Here is a 20199-nt window from a genome sequence, read left to right as displayed (position 1 = left end):
CGGCATTCGACGTGGGGGCCGCGGCGCGCGGCGACGGGGCGGCCGCCGGCTTCGGCGCGGCGGGACGGCCCGCGGCCGGTGCGGCGGGGGTGGAACCCGGCTTGGCGGCGGACTTGCCAGCACCCGGGTAGGCGTTGCGCAGCTTCTTGACCACCGGGGGCTCGATGGTGGACGAAGCCGAGCTGACGAACTCGCCGAGGTCCTTGAGCGTGCTCAAGGCCTCCTTCGAGGTGATGCCGAGCTCCTTGGCGAGCTCATGGACGCGGACCTTGGCCACGGTTCTCCTGTTCTGGCCCCACGGGCCGGAACGGAGCCGCTCGGGCTGTCCGTCTCAGCGCGTCCTGGGACCGTTGACGTTGCTCCAGGCCGTCGCGCGCGCCACCAGGGCACGCGCACCACGGCCTGCCTGATAGCAGGGGGTGAAGTTCATCGCTGGGCACTCATGCTTCAGTGCTCATCGGGTACGCATCAGATCTCTGACCCGCCTTCATCTGTCGGTCTGTCAGCCGGTGCCTCCGCGGTGCGGACCAGCGCGTCGGCGTCGACGGCGGACCGGAAGGCCCGCCCGAACGCGCGGCGGCGCAGGGCGAGGTGGAGGCAGTCCTCGCCGGGGTGCAGCCATGCACCCCGGCCGGGACGGCGTCGTTCCGGGTCCCAGACGACGGATGGGGGTTCCGTCGAGGAGTCCAGGGCGACGCGCACCAGCTCTTGCCGGTCCGCCCTCGATCGGCATCCGATGCAGGTGCGCACGACCGTCCGAGACGTCATGCGTTCACCCCTCACGGGCGTCGGATCGAGAAAGGACCTCATCCATCCTAGCGCGTCCGGGCCCGGATCTGTTCCCGGGGACGGTCAGCGTCCCGGGGCGGAGGTGGTGACCCCGTCGCCGACGATGTCGATCCGCCAGCCCGTGAGCTTGGCCGCGAGGCGGGCGTTCTGGCCCTCCTTGCCGATGGCCAGGGACAGCTGGTACTCCGGCACCACGGCGCGGGCCGAGTGCTGGTCCGCGTCGAGGATCTCCACCGAGACGGTCGTGGCGGGCGAGAGGGCGTTGGCGATCATCGCGGCGGGGTCGTCCACGTGGTCGACGATGTCGATCTTCTCGTCGTTGAGCTCCGTCATGACGGCGCGCACGCGGCTGCCCATCTCCCCGATGGAGGCGCCCTTGGCGTTCACCCCGGGGCGGGTGGCGCGCACGGCCATCTTGGTGCGGTGGCCGGCCTCGCGGGCCAGCGCCGTGATCTCGACCGAGCCGTCCGCGATCTCCGGGACCTCGAGCTCGAAGAGCTTGCGCACGAGGCCGGGGTGCGAGCGGGACACCGTGACGGACGGGCCCTTGGCGCCGCGCGTCGCGGAGACCACGTAGGCGCGGATCCGGCGGCCGTGGGCGTAGTCCTCGCCGGGCACCTGCTCGGGCGGCGGGAGGACGGCCTCGAGGGTGCCGAGGTTCACCTGGACCATGTGGCGGTTCAGGCCCTGCTGGATGACGCCGGAGACGAGCTCGCCCTCCTTGTCCTTGAACTCGCCGAGGACCTTGTCGTCGTCCTCCTCGCGCATGCGCTGGATCATCACCTGGCGCGCCGTGGAGGCGGCCACCCGGCCGAAGCCGTTCGGGGTGTCGTCGAACTCGCCGATGGGCGTGTCGTCCTCGTCCAGCTCCGTGGCCCACACGGTGACGTGGCCGGTCGCGCGGTCGATCTCCACGCGGGCGCGCTTCAGGGCCCCCGGGGTGCGGTGGTACGCCATGAGCAGGGCCTGCTCGATGGTGGGGATGAGGCGGTCCATCGGGATCTCCCGCTCCGCCTCCAGCATGCGCAGCGCGCTCATGTCGATGTCCAACTCATGCCTCCGTGTGCTCGGCCGTGTCCTCGCCCGCGGCGGCGTCGGCGTCGCCGGCCTGCTGAGCGGGGCTCCACTCTACCTGCACGATCGCCGGACCGAGGCGGTCGAGGGCGACCCGCTCGGCGGGCAGCTCCTTGGCCTTCATGCCCTTCTTCGCGGGCGGGCGCACCACGGCCAGCTCGACGTCGTCGTCCGTCACGTCCTTCAGGCGGGCGGTCACGGGCGCGGCGCCGTCGACCGAGACCTCGACGAGACGGCCGACGTTGCGGGCGAAGTGGCGGGGCTCGGTGAGCGGGCGGTCCACGCCCGCGGTGGTGACCTCCAGCAGGTACTCCCCCGCGCCGACGCCGGGCACGTGGTCGCCCAGGGCGTCGAGGGCGGCGGAGACCCGGCCGGAGAGGCGGGCGACGTCGTCCAGGCTCAGGCCCTGGGTGCCCGAGGCGCGGTCGAGGACCACCTCGACGGTGCGGTGCTCGGCGGTGCCCGTGGCGCGCACCTGCTCCACCACCACGTCGTCGGCCGCCAGGGCCTCCTCGACGCGGGTGCGCAGCTCGGCGAGGTCGTCGCGGCGGTCGGTGCTGTCCATGGGGTGCCTCACTCGTCGGGTCGGGGCCGCCGCGCCACGCGGGCGGGGGCCGGGGTCGGGATCCGGGGCCGAGCCTACCGGCGGCCCACGGCGGGGCCGAGTGCTCCCGACCGGGTTGGACGGGGCGAGCTCAGCGCAGCAGCGGGGCGAGGGTGTCCGCGCCGACCTTGACGATGAGCGCGGTCACCACCATGAGGTACACCACGCGGATGAAGCCGGTGCCGCGGGCGATCGCCATGCGGGCCCCCACGTAGCCGCCCATGAGGTTGGCCGCGCCGAGCAGCAGCCCCAGGCCCAGCACCGCGTGCCCCGAGGGCACGAAGTACGCGAGCGCGCCGAGGTTGGTCGCGAGGTTGACCACCTTCGCCTGTGCCGAGGCGTGCAGGAAGTCGAACTTGAGCAGCAGGACCAGCCCCAGGATGAGGAACGTGCCCGTGCCGGGGCCGAGGACGCCGTCGTAGAAGCCCACCGCCGCGCCGAGCGCCACGGCCCGGGCCAGCGCGGTGCTCCGCCGCGGCCCCACGCCGGCGACCTGTCCGAGGCCCGGGCGCACGGCCGTGAACACGGCGACGGCGATCAACGCCGCCAGGATCACGGGCCGGATCACGCCGGCCGGCAGATGCGCGGCGACCACGGCCCCGCCCAGGGCCGCCGCGAAGGCGACGGCGGCCATCGGCAGTGCGGTGGACAGATCCTGCCGCAGGCGCCGCCGGTAGGTGAGCGCCGACGTCGCCGTGCCGAACACCGAGCCGAGCTTGTTGGTGGCCAGGGCCTGGATCGGGCTCAGCCCGGGCACGAGCAGCAGGGCCGGCAGCTGCAGGAGCCCGCCCCCGCCCACGACGGCGTCGATCCAGCCCGCCGCGAAGCCCGCGGCGAGCACGAGGACGAGCAGCCCGGCGGTCAGCTCGACGGCGCCGAACCACTCAGCGCCCGTCGCGCACCTCCGCGAGCACCGCCGCGACGGCCCCGTCCACGGGCACGGGGCGCGCCTCGCCGGTGGCACGGTCCTTGAGCTCGAGCTCGCCGTCCGCCAGGCCGCGGCCGATCACCACGGTGGTGGGCACGCCGATGAGCTCGGCGTCCTTGAACTTCACGCCGGGGCTGACCTTCGGACGGTCGTCCACGAGCACGGTCAGGCCCTCGGCCTCGAGGCCCGCGGCGAGGGTCTCGGCGGCGGCGAGGCCGTCCTCGCCCTTCGTGGCGACGACGACGTGCACGTCCGCCGGGGCCACCGCGCGCGGCCACGCCAGGCCCTTGTCGTCGTGGTAGCGCTCGGCGATCGCGGCGACGGCGCGCGTGATGCCGATGCCGTAGGAGCCCATGGTCACCACGACCTGCTTGCCGTGGACGTCGAGGACCTTCAGGTCGAGGGCCTCGGCGTACTTGCGGCCGAGCTGGAAGATGTGGCCCATCTCCATGCCGCGGCGGGTGTGCAGCGGGCCGGAGCCGTCCGGGGCCTGGTCGCCCTCGCGCACCGCGGTGGCCTCGAGCACGCCGTCCCACGTGAAGTCGCGGCCGGCCACGAGGCCGAACACGTGGCGCTGGTCCGCGTTCGCGCCGGTGATCCACGCGGTGCCGGGGGCGATGCGCGGGTCCACGAAGAAGGGCAGGCCCGAGACGGAGCCCTCCGCGCCGAGGACCGGGGTGCCCTCGACCGCGTCGGCCGCCGCGGGGCCGATGTAGCCCTTGACCAGGGCGGGGTGCGCGGCCAGGTCCGCGGCGGTCGCGGCCTCGAGCGTGGGCTCGCCGACCACGCCGAGCGCCGGGCCCACGGAGGCCTCGAGACGCTTGAGGTCCACCTCACGGTCGCCGGGCACGCCCACGACGAACGGGCGGCGCTCGCCGCCGTCCACCACCGCGGTGACCACGACGCACTTGAGCGTGTCCGCGGCGGTCCACGGCTCGCCGTCGCGCGGGGCCAGCCGGTTGGCGACGTCCACGAGCGCGGCGATGGTGGTGGAGACCGGGGTGTCCTTGACCTCGGCGGCGGGCAGGACCGCCATGGCCGCCTCGTCCAGCGGGGCGGGGGCCACCGTGGTGACGGCCTCGACGTTGGCGCGGTAGCCGCCGTCGGACTCGACGAAGGTGTCCTCGCCCACCTCGGTGGGGTGCAGGAACTCCTCGGAGCGGGAGCCGCCCATCGCACCGGAGGTGGCCCGCACCGGCACGACCTCGAGGCCGAGGCGGTCGAAGATCCGCAGGTAGGCGGCCCGGTGGGCCTCGTACGCGGCGTCCAGGCCGGCGTCGTCCACCGTGAAGGAGTAGGAGTCCTTCATGATGAACTCGCGCCCGCGCAGCAGGCCGGCGCGCGGGCGGGCCTCGTCCCGGTACTTGGTCTGGATCTGGTACAGGTACGCGGGCAGGTCCTTGTACGAGGAGTACAGGTCCTTCACCAGGAGCGTGAACATCTCCTCGTGTGTGGGGGCCAGGAGGTAGTCGTTGCCCCTGCGGTCCTGCAGGCGGAACAGCCCGTCGCCGTACTCATCCCAGCGCCCCGTGGCCTCGTAGGGCTCCCGCGGCAGCAGCGCCGGGAAGTGCACCTCCTGGGCGCCGATCGCGTCCATCTCCTCGCGCACGATCCGCTCCACCTTGGCCAGCACCTTGAGGCCCAGCGGCAGCCACGAGTAGATGCCCGGGGCCGCGCGACGGATGTAACCGGCACGGACGAGGAGCCTGTGGCTCGCCACCTCGGCCTCCGCCGGGTCGTCGCGCAGGGTGCGCAGGAACAGGGTGGACATGCGCAGGGGCATGACGGGGCCTCCTCGGACGGGCTCGCGCGGTCGGGGCGGCGCGCGGGACGGGACGACGCCGGCACGGGGTGCCCGGCGTCCTGACCGCCGATCCTATCGCCCGCGCAGGGCCCGCCGGGTCAGTACAGGACGGTCGCGAACGTGCCGCGCCGCTCGAACCCCACGCGCTCGTACGTGCGCAGCGCGGGGGTGTTGTACGCGTTGACATAGAGGCTGACCACGGGCGCCTGGAGTCGCACGTAGTCCACGACGGCGGCCATCGCCGACGCCGCCAGTCCTCGGCCGCGCGCGGCGGGGGCCATCCACACGCCCTGGATCTGGGCGCACCGGGAGGAGAGCAGCCCGATGTCCGCCTTGAAGCGCAGCGGGCCGCCCGCGTCGCGCGGTCCCGGGTCGATGAAGACGCGTCCGGTGTGGATCAGCCGCTCGACGCGGTCCCGGTACTGGGCCGCGCCCCCGGCGAATGGGGAGAAGCCGAGCTCCTCCTCGAACATCGCCGCGCTGGCCGGCAGGACGCGCGCGAAGTCGTGTGGCTGCGCCTGCACCACGTGCGGGTTCGGGTCGATCCCCCCGGCCGTGCCCAGCACGAGCAGCGGCTGGTCGGGGCGCACGGACCGGGACCGGTGGCCCGCGGCGGCGAGGGCCTCGCCGGCGGCCAGCACGGGACCGGCCGGGCCGTAGATCGACCCGTACCGGCGGCGCAGCGCGGCGGCCGCCGCGCCGAGCGCCTCCGCGTCGCCCGGCGCCCAGCCGGCGTCCGGGGCCTCGGACGCGGCGACCGGCACCACGTTCGAGCCGATCCAGACGGCCGCGCGCAGCGCGCCGGCGCCCGGGGCGTCGTCGTCGATCCCGAGGAACAGGGTGCCCGCCGCTCCCCCGCGCGGGCCGGCCAGGCGGCCCGCCTCGAGCAGGGAGTCCACGAACACGTTGGACACGGGGGCACGGGCGGACAGGGCCGCGAGCGCGGCGGTGTCCGCGTCGGTCAGCAGGCGGACGCGGTCACCCGTGGCGGCCCGGACCTCCCGGTCAGTGGACGGAGACCACCGGGGCACCGGCGGCAGCCTGGTCACCGCCGTCCTCCCCCAGGTCCATCTCACCGGCGATCCGGTTGGCCTCCTCGATGAGGGTCTCCACGATCTGGTCCTCGGGCACGGTGCGGATGACCTCGCCCTTGACGAAGATCTGGCCCTTGCCGTTGCCGGAGGCGACGCCGAGGTCGGCCTCGCGGGCCTCGCCCGGCCCGTTGACGACGCAGCCCATGACGGCCACCCGCAGCGGGACCTCAAGGTCCTGGAGGCCCTCGGTGACCTGCTCGGCCAGCGTGTACACGTCCACCTGGGCGCGGCCGCACGAGGGGCAGGAGACGATCTCGAGCTTGCGCTCACGCAGGTTCAGGGACTGCAGGATCTGCAGGCCCACCTTGACCTCCTCGACCGGCGGCGCGGAGAGGGAGACGCGGATGGTGTCACCGATGCCCTGGCCGAGCAGGTAGCCGAAGGCGGTAGCGGACTTGATGGTGCCCTGGAAGGCCGGGCCGGCCTCGGTGACCCCGAGGTGCAGCGGCCAGTCACCCTGCTCGGCGAGCAGCTCGTAGGCGCGGGCCATGATCACCGGGTCGTTGTGCTTGACGGAGATCTTGAAGTCCTTGAAGCCGTGCTCCTCGAAGAGGGAGGCCTCCCAGACGGCGGACTCGACGAGGGCCTCCGGGGTGGCCTTGCCGTACTTCTGCAGCAGGCGCGGGTCCAGGGAGCCGGCGTTGACGCCGATGCGGAGGGAGGTGCCGTGGTCCGAGGCGGCCTGCGCGATCTCCTTGACCTTGTCGTCGAACTTCTTGATGTTGCCCGGGTTCACGCGCACGGCGCCGCAGCCGGCCTCGATCGCCGCGAACACGTACTTCGGCTGGAAGTGGATGTCCGCGATCACGGGGATGGTGGACTGCTGGGCGATGACCTTGAGGGCCTCGGCGTCCTTGTCCGTGGGGCAGGCCACGCGGACGATGTCGCAGCCGGCGGCCGTGAGCTCGGCGATCTGCTGCAGGGTCGCGCCGATGTCGTGCGTCTTGGTGGTGGTCATCGACTGCACCGAGACGGGGTGCTGCGAGCCGACGCCCACCGAGCCCACCTGGATCTGCCGGGTGGTGCGGCGCGGGGCCAGCACGGGCGGCGGGGCGGACGGCATTCCAAGGCTGACGGGCACGGGGGCGCTCCTCATGGGTTCTCGGGGTCGACGGCGCGGGGCCGCCGGGTTCTCCGGTCCATCCTAGGCGCGCGGGCGCCCCGGGGCGCGGGGCGACCGCCCACGGCGAACGGGCCGGGCTCAGAACAGCCGGACCGGCTCCACGATGTCCGCCACGATCAGGATGACGCCCATGAGCAGCATCGCCGCGCCCACCGCGTAGGTCAGCGGCAGCATGCGGGCCAGGTCGAACGGCCCCGGGTCCGGGCGGCCCGTGATCCGGGCCCAGCCGCGGCGCACCGCCTCCCACAGGGCGCCGGCCACGTGGCCGCCGTCGAGCGGGAGCAGCGGGATGAGGTTGAACACCATGAGCGCCACGTTCACGCCCGCCAGCAGGGACAGCAGCAGGGCGGCCTTGTCCGTCAGCGTGGCCTCCTCGAGCGCCGCCGCCTCCCCGGCGATCCGGCCGACTCCCACCACGGACATCGGGCCGTCCGGGTCGCGCTCGGCCGGGGTCACCACGGCGACGGCGGTGTCCCACAGCCGCTGCGGCAGCACGAGGACGACGTCGACGACGCCCCGCACCTGCTGGGCCACGAGCGGGCCGGCGTCGAGCGGGGTGCCGCGGACCGTCTCGAGCTGCGCGCCCATGCCGATGAACCCGACCTCGTGGGTCGCCACGGTCCCGTCCGGGGCCCGCTCGGGCCGGCCCAGCGCGTCCGTCACGGGCCGTTCCGTCAGGCGCGGGGTCAGGGTGGCGCTCATCCGCTCGCCGTCGCGCTCCCACTCGATCCGGGTGGGCTGTCCGGCGCGGTCCCGGATCGCGGCGGAGAGGGCGTCCCAGTCGGAGACCGGCCGCCCGTCGAAGGCGAGCACGGTGTCGCCGGGGCGCAGTCCCGCCTCGTGGGCGGGCGCGGCGGGATCGCCCGGGCGGCAGTCCTCTGTCCCGCCGGAGGCGGCGCGGGCCTGCTGCTCCTGCATCGTGACCACGCACCGGTAGACCTCGGCGACGGTGGTGCTGGGCTGCGAGGTGCCCACCGTGGTGACCAGCAGGGCGGTGGCGCCCAGCGCGATGAGCAGGTTCATGAACGGCCCGCCGAGCATGATCACCACCCGCTTCCACACCGGCAGGGCGAGGAAGCGGCGGTGCTCGTCGCCGGGGCGGACCTCCTCGGCGGCCTGGGCCCGCGCGTCGTCGGCCATGCGGCCCAGCTGCTGGACGAAGCCCGTGGACGCCGCGCGGGGCGTCTGCCCGGGCCGCGGCGGGGGCAGCATCCCGATCATCGCGACGTAGCCGCCCAGCGGCACGGCCTTGAACCCGTACTCCGTCTCGCCGCGGCGCCACGAGACGAGCGTCGGGCCGAAGCCGATCATGTACTGCGTGACGCGCACGCCGAAGAGCTTGGCCGGGACGAGGTGGCCGATCTCGTGCAGGGCGATCGAGACCGCCAGGCCCAGCGCGACCGCGAGGACGCCCGCGACGTACCAGAGGATCTCCACGACGGTCACCAGCGGGCCCGCGCCGCACGGCGCGCCCAGGCCTCGGCGGCGAGCACGGCATCCACGGTGAGCCCCGTCGGCGCGGGGTCGTGGCCGGCCGCGGCGAGCACGTGCTCGGGGGCATAGTCGGCGACGACGGCGCGGACCGTGTCCACGATCCCGTCGAAGGGCAGGGCGCCGGCGTGGAAGGCGTCCACGGACTCCTCGTTGGCGGCGTTGAACACGGCCATGTGGGTGGGCGAGGCGGCCGCCGCCTCCTTCGCGGCCCGTACCGCGGGGAAGGCCTCCTCGTCGAGGGGCTCGAACGTCCAGGTGGCCGCCCGCGTCCAGTCGCAGGCCGGGGCCGCGCCCGGGAGACGGCGCGGCCAGCACAGCCCCAGGGCGATGGGCAGGCGCATGTCCGGCGGGGAGGCCTGGGCGAGCGTGGACCCGTCGACGAACTCGACCATCGAGTGGACCACGGACTGCGGGTGGACCACGACGTCGATCCGGTCCAGGGGCACGTCGAACAGCAGGTGGGCCTCGATCACCTCGAGGGCCTTGTTCACGAGGGAGGCGGAGTTGGTGGTGACGACGCGGCCCATGTCCCACGTGGGGTGGGCGAGGGCCTGGGCGGGCGTGACGGCGTGCAGGGCGGCGCGGTCCAGGCCGCGGAACGGCCCGCCCGAGGCCGTGAGCACGAGGCGGCGGACCTCGTCCGCCGTGCCCCCGCGCAGCGCCTGCGCGAGCGCGGAGTGCTCGGAGTCCACCGGCACGAGCTGGCCCGGCGCCGCGGCCGCCTTCACGAGGGCCCCGCCGACGATGAGCGACTCCTTGTTGGCCAGGGCCAGGCGGTGGCCGGCGTGCAGGGCGGCGAGGGTGGGCCGCAGGCCGATCGAGCCCGTGATCCCGTTGAGCACGGTGTCGGCGCCGGGCCACGCGGCGATCTGCTCGGCGGCGCACGGGCCGGTGAACAGCACGGGTCGGGGGGACGGGCGCCCGAGGCGGGCGGCGGCGTCGGCGAGGGCGGCGCGCAGCTCCTCCTCCCCCGCCGCGGCGGAGCCCACCGCCTCGACCTCGAAGCGCACGGCCTGCTCGGCCAGCAGGGTCGTGTTCGCCCCGCCCGCGAGCGCGACGGCCCGGAGCCGGGCGGGGTCCTGGGCGATCACGTCGAGGCCCTGGGTGCCGATCGAGCCCGTGGAGCCGATCAGGGCGACGGCGCGCGGGGCGCCGTCGTCGTCCGCCGGGGCGGGGGCGGGCAGCGTGTAGTCGGTGAGGGATCCGTGCGTCACCCCGCCATGATGCCAGTCGGGCCTGGACACGGACGGGGGGCCGGCCGGACGGACGCCGCACCCCGACGTCCCGCCCCGCCGGCCCCCGTGGGACCGGGTCAGCCGCGGATCAGTGCTGCACCGGCTTCTCGGCGCCGATGCCGGTGAGGGAGCGGACCTCCATCTCGGCCTGCTTGTCGGGGTCCTCGGCGCGCGACGAGGTCACCGAGCCGAGCCAGCCGAGGAAGAAGGCCAGCGGGATGGAGACGATGCCCGGGTTCTTCAGCGGGAACACCGCGAAGTCCGCGCCCGGGATCATCGAGGTCGGCGTCCCGGACATCACCGGGGACAGGACGATCAGGATGATCGCGGAGAGCAGTCCGCCGTACATCGACCACACCGCGCCGCGGGTGGTGAAGCGCCGCCAGAACAGGGAGTAGAGGATGGTCGGCAGGTTCGCCGAGGCCGCCACCGCGAAGGCGAGCGCCACGAGGAACGCCACGTTCTGGCCCTGGGCGGCGATGCCGCCGACGATCGCCAGGACGCCGATCACCACCACGGTGATCTTGCCGATCCGCACCTCCTCCTGCGGGGTGAGCGGGTGCTTGGCGATCACGGAGCCGTACACGTCGTGGGCGAAGGACGCCGCCGCCGTGATGGCCAGGCCCGCGACCACCGCGAGGATGGTGGCGAACGCGACCGCCGAGATCAGGCCCAGCAGGATGGAGCCGCCGAGCTCGAACGCCAGGAGCGGGGCCGCGGAGTTCTGCCCGCCGGGCGCGGCCAGGATGCGCTCGGGGCCGATCAGCGCGCCGGCACCGTAGCCCAGCACGAGGGTGAACAGGTAGAACGCGCCGATGAGGACGATGGCCCACACCACGGACTTGCGCGCCTCCTTGGCGGTGGGCACCGTGTAGAACCGCATGAGCACGTGCGGCAGGCCGGCGGTGCCGAGCACGAGCGCGATGCCCAGGGACACGAAGTCGAGGCGGGTCAGCGCGCTGGCGCCGTACTGCAGGCCCGGCTCGAGGATCGCCTCGCCCTTCGGGTTCATCTCGACGGCGGCCCCCAGCATGGCGTTGAAGTCGAAGCCGAACAGGGCCAGTGACCACACGGTCATGATCCCCGCGCCGGCGATCAGCAGGATCGCCTTGATGATCTGCACGTAGGTGGTGCCCTTCATGCCGCCGATCAGCACGTAGACGATCATCAGCACGCCCACGATCACGATCACGAGGGCCTGGCCGGCCCGGTCGTTGATGTTCAGCAGCAGGGACACCAGGCCGCCGGCGCCGGCCATCTGGGCCAGGAGGTAGAAGAGGCAGACGGCCATGGTGCCGAAGGCGGCGGCGATGCGCACGGGACGCTGCTGCAGGCGGAAGGACAGCACGTCCGCCATGGTGAACTTGCCGGTGTTGCGCAGCAGCTCGGCCACCAGCAGCAGGGCCACGAGCCACGCCACGAGGAAGCCGATCGAGTAGAGGAAGCCGTCGTAGCCGTAGAGGGCGATCGCGCCCACGATGCCCAGGAACGAGGCCGCGGAGAGGTAGTCACCCGCGATGGCCGTGCCGTTCTGGGTGCCGGAGAAGCCGCGGCCGCCGGCGTAGTAGTCGGCCGAGGACGCGTTCGTCTTGGACGCGCGGATCACGATCACGAGGGTGACCACCACGAAGGCGACGAAGATGCCGATGTTCACGGCGGGGTTGCCGACCGTCTGCGGGGCGGCCTGGAGCAGGGGGGTGAGCGCGCTCATCGCGTGGCCTCCGGGTTCTCGTGGGCGCCGGCGGCCTCGCGCTCGAGGCGCTCACGCAGCGCGGTGGCGCGGGGGTCCAGGGTCCGGTTGGAGAAACGGACGTAGGCGAAGGTGATCAGGAACGTGGTGACGAACTGGAGCAGGCCGAGGATCAGGCCGAGGGTGATGTTGCCGCCGAGGCGGATCGCCATGAACTCGGGGAAGAACGCGCCGACGATCACGAACACCAGGTACCAGACGAAGAACGCCACGGTCATGGGGAAGGCGAAGGATCGGTGGGTGCGCCGGAGCTCGATGAACTCCTCGGACTGCTGCGCGGCGCGGAACTGCGCGGCCGTGGGGACCGGCGCCGTGGGCTCGCTGGATGACATGGGCCCTCCGGGGGTGCGTAGGACGGATCAGTGTGAGACAGATCACTGTGATGACAACCACACTCTGGCGGGCGGAGGGGTGCGCCGTCAAGCGCGCCCCGGGGCCGTGCGCCCGTGTGACAGCCCCGGGGCGCAGCCGTGCGGACGCGGACGCGCCCCGACGGCACGGGGCCGCCGGGGCGCGGAGCCGCCGAGGAGCCGGTCAGGCGCTCGCCGGCCGGGGCGCGTCCGCGCGGCGCAGGACCGCGCGGGCCTGGGCGAGGACCACCTCGTCGACCATCGCCCCGTCCAGCTCGAAGGCCCCGTGTCGGCCCTCGGCCGCGGCGAGGACGCGCCGGGCGCGTTCGACGGCCTCCGGGGCGGGCGTGTAGGCGGAGCGCACGACGGGCACCTGGCGCGGGTGCAGGCACACGGTCGCGGTGCAGCCCAGGGCGACGGCGTCCTCGGCCTCGGCGGCCAGCCCGGCCTCGTCGCCGAGGTCCAGGTGGACGGCGTCCCATGCGGCCGCGCCGTGGGCGGCCGCCGCCAGCAGCACCGTCGCGCGGGCGTGCTGGACCACGGAGCGGTAGGCGCCCTCGGGGGTGCGGGAGGAGCTGCCGCCCATCGACGCCACGAGGTCCTCGGCGCCCCACATCAGCGCACCCACGTGCGGGTGGGCGGCCAGGTCGGCGGCGGCGAGGATCCCGGCCGCGGTCTCGCATAGGGCGACGACGCGGGTCTGCGGGCCGAGGGCGGCGACGACCCCGTCCACCTGCGCGGCGGACTCGGCCTTGGCGAGCATGAGCGTGCGCCAGCCCGTCCCGGCGAGCATGGCCAGGTCGGCGTCGTGGTCCGCGGTGCCCGCGGGGTTCACGCGGACCACCACGCGGTCCTCGTCCAGCGGGCCGCCGTCGACCCCGCCCGTCGCCCGCCCCGCCCAGGCCGCCGCGACGGCGTCCCGCGCGGTGGGCCGGGCGTCCGGGGTGACGGCGTCCTCGAGGTCGAGGATCACCGCGTCCGCGCGCTCGAGCGCCGTGGCGTACCGCTCGGGGCGGTCCGCCGGGGTGAACATGACGGCCGGTCCGAGGGTCAGCGCGCTCATGCCCGCTCCCCCGTGCCTGCGGCGTCGGCGGCCTTCGCCTTGGCCTCCGCGTGCGCCTGCGCGGTCCACATCAGACAGGTGCGCTGGGCGCGGACGACGACGTCGCCGTGCTGGTTCTCCCCCGTCATCGCGAACGTGACGATCCGCTGCCCCGGCCGCGAGGAGGACTCGCGGATTGCGGTGACCTCGGAGCGCCCGTAGAGCGTGTCCCCGTGGAAGACCGGCTTCGGGAACGCGATCTCCCCCAGGCCGAGCTGGGCCACGAGCGTGCCCTGCGTGGTCTGCCCGACGGCGAGGCCCACCAGGGTGGACAGCGTCAGCATCGAGTTGACCAGCGGTCGGCCGAACGGCTGGTCCGCCGCGTACGCGTGGTCCAGGTGCAGGGCCTGCGGGTTCATGGTGAGGGTGGTGAACAGGACGTTGTCCGCCTCGGTGAGCGTGCGGCCGGGCCGGTGCAGGTAGACCTGACCGACCGCCAGCTCGTCCGCGTAGCGGCCCCGCTGCTCGATCTCGACGCGCTCCGTCACGTCAGAGGCCCAGCTCGCGGGCGATCAGCATGAGCTGCACCTCGGTGGTGCCCTCGCCGACCTCGAGGATCTTGGAGTCGCGGTAGTGACGGGCCACGAGGGTCTCGTTCATGAAGCCGTAGCCGCCGAACACCTGGGTGGCGTCCCGGGCGTTGTCCATGGCGGCCTCGCCGGCGATCAGCTTGGCCATGGCGGCCTCGGTCTTGAACGGCTTGCCGGCCAGCATCTTCTGGGCGGCCTCGTAGTAGGCCAGGCGGGCGGCGTGCGCGCGGGCCTGCATGCGGGCGATCTTGAAGGACACGGCCTGGAACTGCCCGATCTTCTGGCCGAACGAGGTCCGCTGCTTGGCGTAGGCGACCGACTCGTCCACGCAGCCCTGGGCCGCGCCGGTGGCCAGGGCCGCGATGGCGATACGGCCCTCGTCGAGGATCTCGAGGAAGTGGGCGAAGCCGCGGCCGCGGGCGCCCAGCAGGTTCTCCTCCGGCACGCGCACGTCCGAGAAGTGCAGGGCGTGGGTGTCCGAGGAGTTCCAGCCGACCTTGTCGTAGGCCTTGGCCACGGAGAAGCCCTCGGTGCCGGCGGGCACGAGGATCGTGGAGATCTCCTTGGCGGGGCGGCCGTCGTGGCCGGTCCTGCCCTCCACGGTGCCGGTCACGGCGGTGACGGTGACGAGCGAGGTGATGTCCGTGCCGGAGTTGGTGATGAACTCCTTGGCGCCGTTGATGCGCCACTGGCCGTCCTCGAGCGCGGCGGTGGTCTGGGTGCCGCCGGCGTCGGAGCCCGCGCCCGGCTCGGTGAGGCCGAAGCCGGCCAGGTGCGTGCCGGCCACGAGGTCCGGCAGCCAGCGCTGCTTCTGCTCCTCGGTGCCGAACTTCAGCAGCGGCATGGCGCCCAGGGAGACGCCGGCCTCGAGGGTGATGGCCACGGACTGGTTGACGCGGCCGAGCTGCTCGAGGGCCAGGGCCAGGGCGAAGTAGTCGCCGCCCATGCCGCCGTACTCCTCGGGGAACGGGAGGCCGAACAGGCCCATCTCGCCCATCTGGGCCACGATCTCGTACGGGAACTCGTGCTGGGCGTCCAGCTCGGCGGAGACCGGGGCCACGACCTCGTCGGCGAACTCGCGGACGGTGTCGGAGAGGACCTGGTAGTCCTCCTCGAGGGCGGGCAGGGTGCGGTGCTTGGTGCTCATGGTCCTCTCCTGTTCTCAGGTGTTCTCTGCGGGTGCTGCGTGCTCGGTGGGCTCGACGACGGCGATCAACGCCTGCGCGGCCACGGCGTCGCCCTCGGCGACGTGGACGGTCACGACGCCGGCGACGGCGGCCGTGACGGGGTGCTCCATCTTCATGGCCTCGACCACCGCCAGCTCCTGGCCCGCGGCCACGGTGTCCCCGGTGGCCACGGACACGGCGACGACGGTGCCCGGCATGGGCGTGCGGGCCTCGGGGGACGCTGCGCCGGCCGGGGCACGACGCGCGGCCGCGGCCGCGCGGGCGGCCTCGACCACCTCGGCCCGGGTGAGGCGGCGGACCTGCCACGCGGCGCCGTCGCGGTGCAGCCACGCTGAGCGCGGGTCCCGCGGGTCACCGGCCAGGAGGTTGACGCCCGCCAGGCCTCCGGCGTCCTCGTCCACCTCGGCGTCGGCGGCGGGGGCGGTGAGGATGCGGTCCTCGTCCCCGACCCGGACGCGCATCCCGGGCTGCGGGGCGCCCGCGCCGCGCCAGCCGTCCGCCCGGGCCCACGCGGTGCCGGCCGCGCGGTGCTCGGCGGCGGCCGCGTCCTCGGACACGTCGGCCAGGGCCTCGGCCGCGAGCGCGGCGAGGTCCTCGGGCAGCGCGGGGGCGGTCCACGCCTCGAGGCCGTCGATCAGCTCGGTGGTGAGCCGGCCGGTCCGCACGTCCTCGCGGGCCGCGAGCTCGCGCAGCCAGCCCAGGTTGGAGCGGACGCCGAACAGCACGGTGTCCGCGAGCGCGGCGTCGAGCCGGTCCAGGGCCTCGGCGCGGTCGGCGCCACGGGCGATGAGCTTGGCGATCATCGGGTCGTAGAAGCCGGTGATCTCGGGCTGTGCGCCGTCGACGTCCACGGGGTCCACGGCGCCGGCGGCGGGGCCAGTCTGCGGTCCGGAGCCGAACGCGCGCTCCTCGGCCGGCCGGGAGGGCAGCAGGAGGGTGTCGACGCGGACGCCCTCGCCGGCGGGCTCGCGCCAGCGCAGCACCGGCCCGGTGGAGGGCAGGAAGCCGTTCGCGGGGTCCTCCGCGTAGACGCGGGCCTCGACGGCGGCGCCGTCGAGGGTCACGTCCTCCTGGGCGAAGCCGAGCGGCCCCCCCGCGGCGATGCGCAGCTGCAGCTCCACGAAGTCCAGGCGCTGTCCGCGCACCCGGACGACCTCCTCGGAGACCGGGTGCTCCACCTGCAGGCGGGTGTTCATCTCCATGAAGAAGAACTCGTCCGGGTTCTCGTCCGAGACGAGGAACTCGACGGTGCCGGCACCGCGGTAGCCCACGGACACGGCCGCGTCCACGGCGGCCCGGCCCAGGCGCTCGCGGAGCTCGGCCCCGTGCGCCAGCCCGGTCAGCAGGGGCGCGGGGGCCTCCTCGATCACCTTCTGGTGGCGGCGCTGCAGGGAGCACTCGCGCTCGCCCAGGTGCACGGTGGCGCCGTGGGCGTCCGCGAACACCTGCACCTCGATGTGCCGGGGCGCGGTGATGAGCCGCTCGAGCAGCAGGGTGTCGTCGCCGAACGCGGAGCGCGCCGTGCGCCGGGCCGAGGCGAGGGCGCCGGGCAGCTCCTCGGCGGCGCGCACGGCCACCATGCCCTTGCCGCCGCCGCCCGCGGAGGGCTTGATCAGCAGCGGGAAGCCGACGCGCTCGGCCTCGGCCGTGATCTGCTCGTCGGTGAGCGTGGGGTCCTGGATGCCGGGGACCACCGGCACGTCGTACGCGGCCACGGTCTCCTTGGCGCGGATCTTGTCCGCCATCGCGTCGAGCGAGGCCACGGGCGGGCCCACGAACACGATGCCGGCCGCGTCCAGCGCGCGGGCGAAGTCGGCGTTCTCGGACAGGAAGCCGTAGCCGGGGTGCACGGCCTGGGCGCCGGTGCGGCGCGCGGCGTCGACGACGGCGTCGATGTCCAGGTAGGACTCGCGGGCCGGAGCCGGGCCGAGGCGGACCGCCGTGTCCGCCTCGCGGACGTGCCGCGCGTCGGCGTCGGCGTCGGAGTGCACGGCCACCGAGCGGATGCCGAGGCGGCGCAGGGTGCGGATGACGCGCACGGCGATCTCGCCGCGGTTGGCCACCAGCACGGTGTCGAACAGGGGCGTCCCCTGGGCGTGGTTCTCGGTCACGGGTGCCTCACATGCGGAACAGGCCGAACCGGGAGTCCGGCAGCGGGGAACGGGAGATGACGTCGAGGGCCAGGGAGAGCACCCGGCGGGTCTGGCCGGGGGTGATCACTCCGTCGTCCCAGAGGCGGGCGGTGGAGTACAGGGGGCTGCCCTGGTCCTCGTACTGCCGGCGGACCGGCGCCTGGAAGGCCTCGACCTCCTCGGGGGACATCGGCTCCTCCCCCGCGGCGGCCCGCTGGTCCTGCTTGATCTGCGTGAGCACGGAGGAGGCCTGCGGGCCGCCCATCACGGAGATGCGCGCGTTCGGCCACATCCACAGGAAGCGGGGTGAGTAGGCGCGGCCGCACATCGCGTAGTTGCCGGCGCCGAACGAGCCGCCGATCACCACGGTCAGCTTGGGCACGCGGGCGGTCGCGACGGCGGTGACCATCTTGGCGCCGTCGCGCGCGATGCCGCCGGCCTCCGCGTCCCGACCCACCATGAAGCCGGAGATGTTCTGCAGGAACAGCAGCGGGATGCCGCGCTGGTCGCACAGTTCGATGAAGTGCGCGCCCTTGCGGGCGGAGTCTCCGAACAGGATGCCGTTGTTGGCGAGGACGCCCACGGGGTGGCCGTCGATCCGCGCGAACGCGGTGACCAGGGTGGTGCCGTAGAGGGGCTTGAACTCGTGGACGGAGCCGCCGTCCACGAGGCGGTCGATCACCTCGCGCACGTCGTAGGGGGTGTTCACGTCCACGGGCACGACGCTGGTCAGTTCGGCCGGGTCCTTGGCGGGCTCCGCGGCGGGGGCGACCTCCCAGGCCGGCGCCTCGGCCGGGGGCAGGGTGGCCACGATGTCCCGGAGGATCTGCATGGCGTGCAGGTCGTCGTCCGCCAGGTGGTCCGCGACGCCGGAGCGCTCGGCGTGCAGCCGGCCGCCGCCGAGGTCCTCGGGCGAGACGTCCTCCCCGATCGCGGCCTTCACGAGCGGGGGGCCGCCGAGGAAGATGGTGCCCTGCTCGCGCACGATCACGGTCTCGTCCGACATGGCCGGCACGTACGCGCCGCCCGCCGTGGAGGAGCCGCACACCGCGGCCAGCTGCGGGATGCGCCGCGAGGAGAGCAGCGCCTGGTTCCGGAAGATGCGGCCGAAGTGCTCGCGGTCCGGGAAGACCTCGTCCTGGCGGGGCAGGAACGCGCCGCCGGAGTCCACGAGGTAGATGCACGGCAGGCGGTTCTCCAGGGCGATCTCCTGGGCCCGCAGGTGCTTCTTCACCGTCATGGGGTAGTAGGTGCCGCCCTTCACGGTGGCGTCGTTGCCGACCACCATCACGAGGCGGCCGTGGACCAGGCCGATGCCCGCCACGACGCCCGCGGCGGGGCTGTCCCCGTCGTACAGGCCGTGCGCGGCCAGCGCGCCGACCTCGAGGAAGGGCGAGCCCTCGTCGAGCAGCGCGTCGATGCGGTCCCGCACCAGCAGCTTGCCGCGGCCGGTGTGGCGCTCGCGCGAACGCTCGGGCCCGCCGAGCGACGTGCGGGCGACGAGGTCGGCGAGCTCCTGCTCCAGCCGGGCGTGGCCGGCCGCGTTGCGCTCGGCCACGGTGGGCGCGGACTGCGCGGCCGGGGCCGGGGTGCTGGCGGTCATGAGACCCCCTTCAGTGAATGACGACTAACTGAACCGAGCCTCAGTGTAGTGACGATCGTCACTGACGTCGACCGGGCGCCCGGCGCGCCTCGTCCCGTCCTACAGTGGATCCCATGCCCGCCGTCGATCCCGCGTCCCCCACCGCCCCGGCGACCCCGCCGACCGCCCGGGAGGCCGCCAAGGCCCGACGCCGGGTGGACCTGCTCGCGGCCGCGGCGCGACTGTTCGCGGCCCGGGGCTTCGACGCGGTCCGCCTCGAGGACATCGGCGCCGCGGTCGGGATCAGCGGCCCCGCCATCTACCGCCACTTCGCCGGCAAGGCCGCCGTGCTCACGGCGATCCTCGACACGGCCTCGCAGGACCTGCTGGACGGCGGGCTGGCCGCCGAGGCGCAGCACGCGCCGGGGGCGGAGACCCTGCGGGCCCTCATCGGTTTCCAGGCGGACTTCGCCCTCGCCCAGCGCGACGTGATCCGTGTGCAGGACCGCGACATGTCCGCCCTGCCCGACGGCGCGCGCACGGCCATCACGCGCACCCAGCGCGCCTACATCGACGTGTGGGCGCGCCAGCTGCAGGTCGTCCACCCCCACGAGGACCAGGCCACCGCCGTGTTCCGCGCCCAGGCCGTGCTGGGCCTGCTCAACTCCACCCCCCGCTCGGTGCGGCGCACCGCGGCCGACCGCGCGGCTCGCCGCGCGACCCTCGTGGCCATGGCCTGGGCCGCGGCCACGGCCCCCGGGCCGCTGCCCGGCGGGGACTGAGCGGGCGGCACCGGCCCGGCGGGCCGGCGTCGTGCCCGGTGATACGGTGGCCGGTACCCGCGACGGCGACGCCGTCGAACCCCGCCCCGAGAGGTCCACCGCCGTGCTTCTTCGTGACGTCCGACCCGAGGATCTGGACGAGTTCTTCCTCCACCAGCAGGACGAGCAGGCCAACCTGATGTCCGCCTTCGCCCCCCGCAACCCCCGGGACCGCGGTGTCTTCGACTACCACTGGGCCCACCTGCTCGGGGACGAGGACACCGTCGTGCGGACCATCGAGCACGAGGGCCGCGCCGTGGGTGCGCTCGTGTGCACCCAGCAGGACGGCGTGGGCGAGCTGTCCTTCTGGACCGCGCAGGACTACTGGGGCCTGGGGCTGACGACCGCGGCCGTGGACCGGTTCCTGGAGGAGCACACCGCCCGCCCGCTGCGGGCGCACGTGCCCGAGGACAATGTGGGCTCCGTGAAGGTGCTCTCCCGCCGCGGCTTCGAGACCGTCGGCGAGGAGAAGGTCTTCTCCAACGCCCGTGCCGAGGTCATCACCGAGCTCGTGATGGAGCTGCCCGCCGCCGACTGAGCGCGCCCCGCGGCCCCCGCCGTGCCGGCGGCCGCACCGGCCTGCCACGACGACGGCCCCGC

General features: G+C 74.2%; 19 protein-coding genes. 2 read left to right on the top strand and 17 right to left on the bottom strand.

What is annotated here, in order from left to right; genetic code table 11:
* The 17 genes from AUV08_RS08945 to AUV08_RS08865 form a co-directional block, all read right to left on the bottom strand.
* Positions 1-277: translation initiation factor IF-2 N-terminal domain-containing protein (locus AUV08_RS08945; RefSeq protein ID WP_157571221.1), on the bottom strand; the 277-nt coding region annotated here is incomplete at its 3' end.
* Positions 278-468: 191 nt separating this feature from the next.
* A complete protein-coding gene (locus AUV08_RS08940; RefSeq protein ID WP_225348391.1) occupies positions 469-768 on the bottom strand; it encodes a YlxR family protein in 300 nt (99 codons plus the stop codon).
* Positions 769-852: 84 nt separating this feature from the next.
* The gene (gene nusA / locus AUV08_RS08935; protein WP_036314069.1) at positions 853-1839 is read right to left on the bottom strand and encodes a transcription termination factor NusA; all 987 of its coding nucleotides are present in this window, start codon (positions 1837-1839) and stop codon (positions 853-855) included.
* Between the two features lies 1 nt (position 1840).
* Entirely contained in the window at positions 1841-2428 is a 588-nt protein-coding gene (gene rimP, locus AUV08_RS08930) for a ribosome maturation factor RimP (protein ID WP_036314068.1), read from the bottom strand.
* A 130-nt stretch (positions 2429-2558) separates the two neighbouring features.
* Complete coding sequence (locus tag AUV08_RS08925; RefSeq protein ID WP_169577818.1) at positions 2559-3308, bottom strand: TSUP family transporter; 750 nt, start codon at positions 3306-3308, stop codon at positions 2559-2561.
* Between the two features lie 43 nt (positions 3309-3351).
* Positions 3352-5178, bottom strand: a complete 1827-nt coding sequence (locus tag AUV08_RS08920) for a proline--tRNA ligase (protein WP_061866730.1) — start codon at positions 5176-5178, stop codon at positions 3352-3354.
* A 119-nt stretch (positions 5179-5297) separates the two neighbouring features.
* Positions 5298-6230, bottom strand: coding sequence for a DUF4081 domain-containing GNAT family N-acetyltransferase (locus tag AUV08_RS08915; protein WP_061866742.1), 933 nt, complete (start codon positions 6228-6230; stop codon positions 5298-5300).
* Positions 6205-7389 (bottom strand): flavodoxin-dependent (E)-4-hydroxy-3-methylbut-2-enyl-diphosphate synthase, encoded by a 1185-nt coding sequence (ispG, locus tag AUV08_RS08910; protein WP_061866731.1) that lies wholly within the window; start codon positions 7387-7389, stop codon positions 6205-6207. Before ispG ends, AUV08_RS08915 begins: the two co-directional genes overlap by 26 nt.
* A 105-nt stretch (positions 7390-7494) precedes the next feature.
* A complete protein-coding gene (locus AUV08_RS08905; protein ID WP_061866732.1) occupies positions 7495-8862 on the bottom strand; it encodes an RIP metalloprotease in 1368 nt (455 codons plus the stop codon).
* On the bottom strand, positions 8859-10094 hold the full coding sequence (dxr, locus tag AUV08_RS08900) for a 1-deoxy-D-xylulose-5-phosphate reductoisomerase (RefSeq protein WP_061866743.1): 1236 nt from the start codon (positions 10092-10094) through the stop codon (positions 8859-8861). Before dxr ends, AUV08_RS08905 begins: the two co-directional genes overlap by 4 nt.
* A gap of 139 nt (positions 10095-10233) precedes the next feature.
* Positions 10234-11856 carry a cation acetate symporter gene (locus tag AUV08_RS08895; protein WP_041104224.1) on the bottom strand — a complete coding sequence of 541 codons (1623 nt, stop codon included), beginning with the start codon at positions 11854-11856 and terminating at the stop codon, positions 10234-10236.
* Entirely contained in the window at positions 11853-12227 is a 375-nt protein-coding gene (locus AUV08_RS08890) for a DUF485 domain-containing protein (RefSeq protein ID WP_041104222.1), read from the bottom strand. The genes AUV08_RS08895 and AUV08_RS08890 overlap by 4 nt, the downstream gene beginning before the upstream one ends.
* Positions 12228-12429: 202 nt before the next feature.
* Positions 12430-13308 carry a CoA ester lyase gene (locus AUV08_RS08885; RefSeq protein ID WP_044658614.1) on the bottom strand — a complete coding sequence of 293 codons (879 nt, stop codon included), beginning with the start codon at positions 13306-13308 and terminating at the stop codon, positions 12430-12432.
* The gene (locus tag AUV08_RS08880; RefSeq protein ID WP_041104218.1) at positions 13305-13835 is read right to left on the bottom strand and encodes a MaoC family dehydratase; all 531 of its coding nucleotides are present in this window, start codon (positions 13833-13835) and stop codon (positions 13305-13307) included. The genes AUV08_RS08885 and AUV08_RS08880 overlap by 4 nt, the downstream gene beginning before the upstream one ends.
* A 1-nt stretch (position 13836) precedes the next feature.
* A complete protein-coding gene (locus AUV08_RS08875) occupies positions 13837-15024 on the bottom strand; it encodes an acyl-CoA dehydrogenase family protein (protein ID WP_041104216.1) in 1188 nt (395 codons plus the stop codon).
* Positions 15025-15039: 15 nt separating this feature from the next.
* Positions 15040-17175, bottom strand: a complete 2136-nt coding sequence (locus AUV08_RS08870; protein ID WP_061866733.1) for a biotin carboxylase N-terminal domain-containing protein — start codon at positions 17173-17175, stop codon at positions 15040-15042.
* Positions 17176-17182: 7 nt separating this feature from the next.
* Positions 17183-18799 (bottom strand): carboxyl transferase domain-containing protein, encoded by a 1617-nt coding sequence (locus AUV08_RS08865; protein ID WP_084776529.1) that lies wholly within the window; start codon positions 18797-18799, stop codon positions 17183-17185.
* Positions 18800-18912: 113 nt separating this feature from the next.
* On the opposite strand from AUV08_RS08865, the gene AUV08_RS08860 reads away from it, so the two are divergent.
* Both AUV08_RS08860 and AUV08_RS08855 read left to right on the top strand, forming a co-directional pair.
* Positions 18913-19560 carry a TetR/AcrR family transcriptional regulator gene (locus AUV08_RS08860; RefSeq protein ID WP_061866734.1) on the top strand — a complete coding sequence of 216 codons (648 nt, stop codon included), beginning with the start codon at positions 18913-18915 and terminating at the stop codon, positions 19558-19560.
* A 103-nt stretch (positions 19561-19663) separates the two neighbouring features.
* On the top strand, positions 19664-20137 hold the full coding sequence (locus AUV08_RS08855; RefSeq protein ID WP_051995227.1) for a GNAT family N-acetyltransferase: 474 nt from the start codon (positions 19664-19666) through the stop codon (positions 20135-20137).
* Positions 20138-20199 lie beyond the last annotated feature (62 nt).

Source organism: Micrococcus sp. CH7, from assembly GCF_001595485.1.
Classification (GTDB): Bacteria; Actinomycetota; Actinomycetes; order Actinomycetales; family Micrococcaceae; genus Micrococcus; species Micrococcus luteus.
The sequence above is the reverse complement of the archived record's forward strand: the minus strand, read 5'-3'. Positions and strand labels throughout refer to the sequence as shown.

Coding starts and splice junctions, on each gene's coding strand:
- AUV08_RS08940 (WP_225348391.1), bottom strand. CDS start 768: ATGACGTCTCGGACGGTCGTGCGCACCTGCATCGGATGCCGATCGAGG.
- rimP (WP_036314068.1), bottom strand. CDS start 2,428: ATGGACAGCACCGACCGCCGCGACGACCTCGCCGAGCTGCGCACCCGC.
- AUV08_RS08920 (WP_061866730.1), bottom strand. CDS start 5,178: ATGCCCCTGCGCATGTCCACCCTGTTCCTGCGCACCCTGCGCGACGAC.
- ispG (WP_061866731.1), bottom strand. CDS start 7,389: ATGAGGAGCGCCCCCGTGCCCGTCAGCCTTGGAATGCCGTCCGCCCCG.
- AUV08_RS08895 (WP_041104224.1), bottom strand. CDS start 11,856: ATGAGCGCGCTCACCCCCCTGCTCCAGGCCGCCCCGCAGACGGTCGGC.
- AUV08_RS08890 (WP_041104222.1), bottom strand. CDS start 12,227: ATGTCATCCAGCGAGCCCACGGCGCCGGTCCCCACGGCCGCGCAGTTC.
- AUV08_RS08885 (WP_044658614.1), bottom strand. CDS start 13,308: ATGAGCGCGCTGACCCTCGGACCGGCCGTCATGTTCACCCCGGCGGAC.
- AUV08_RS08875 (WP_041104216.1), bottom strand. CDS start 15,024: ATGAGCACCAAGCACCGCACCCTGCCCGCCCTCGAGGAGGACTACCAG.
- AUV08_RS08865 (WP_084776529.1), bottom strand. CDS start 18,799: ATGACCGCCAGCACCCCGGCCCCGGCCGCGCAGTCCGCGCCCACCGTG.
- AUV08_RS08860 (WP_061866734.1), top strand. CDS start 18,913: ATGCCCGCCGTCGATCCCGCGTCCCCCACCGCCCCGGCGACCCCGCCG.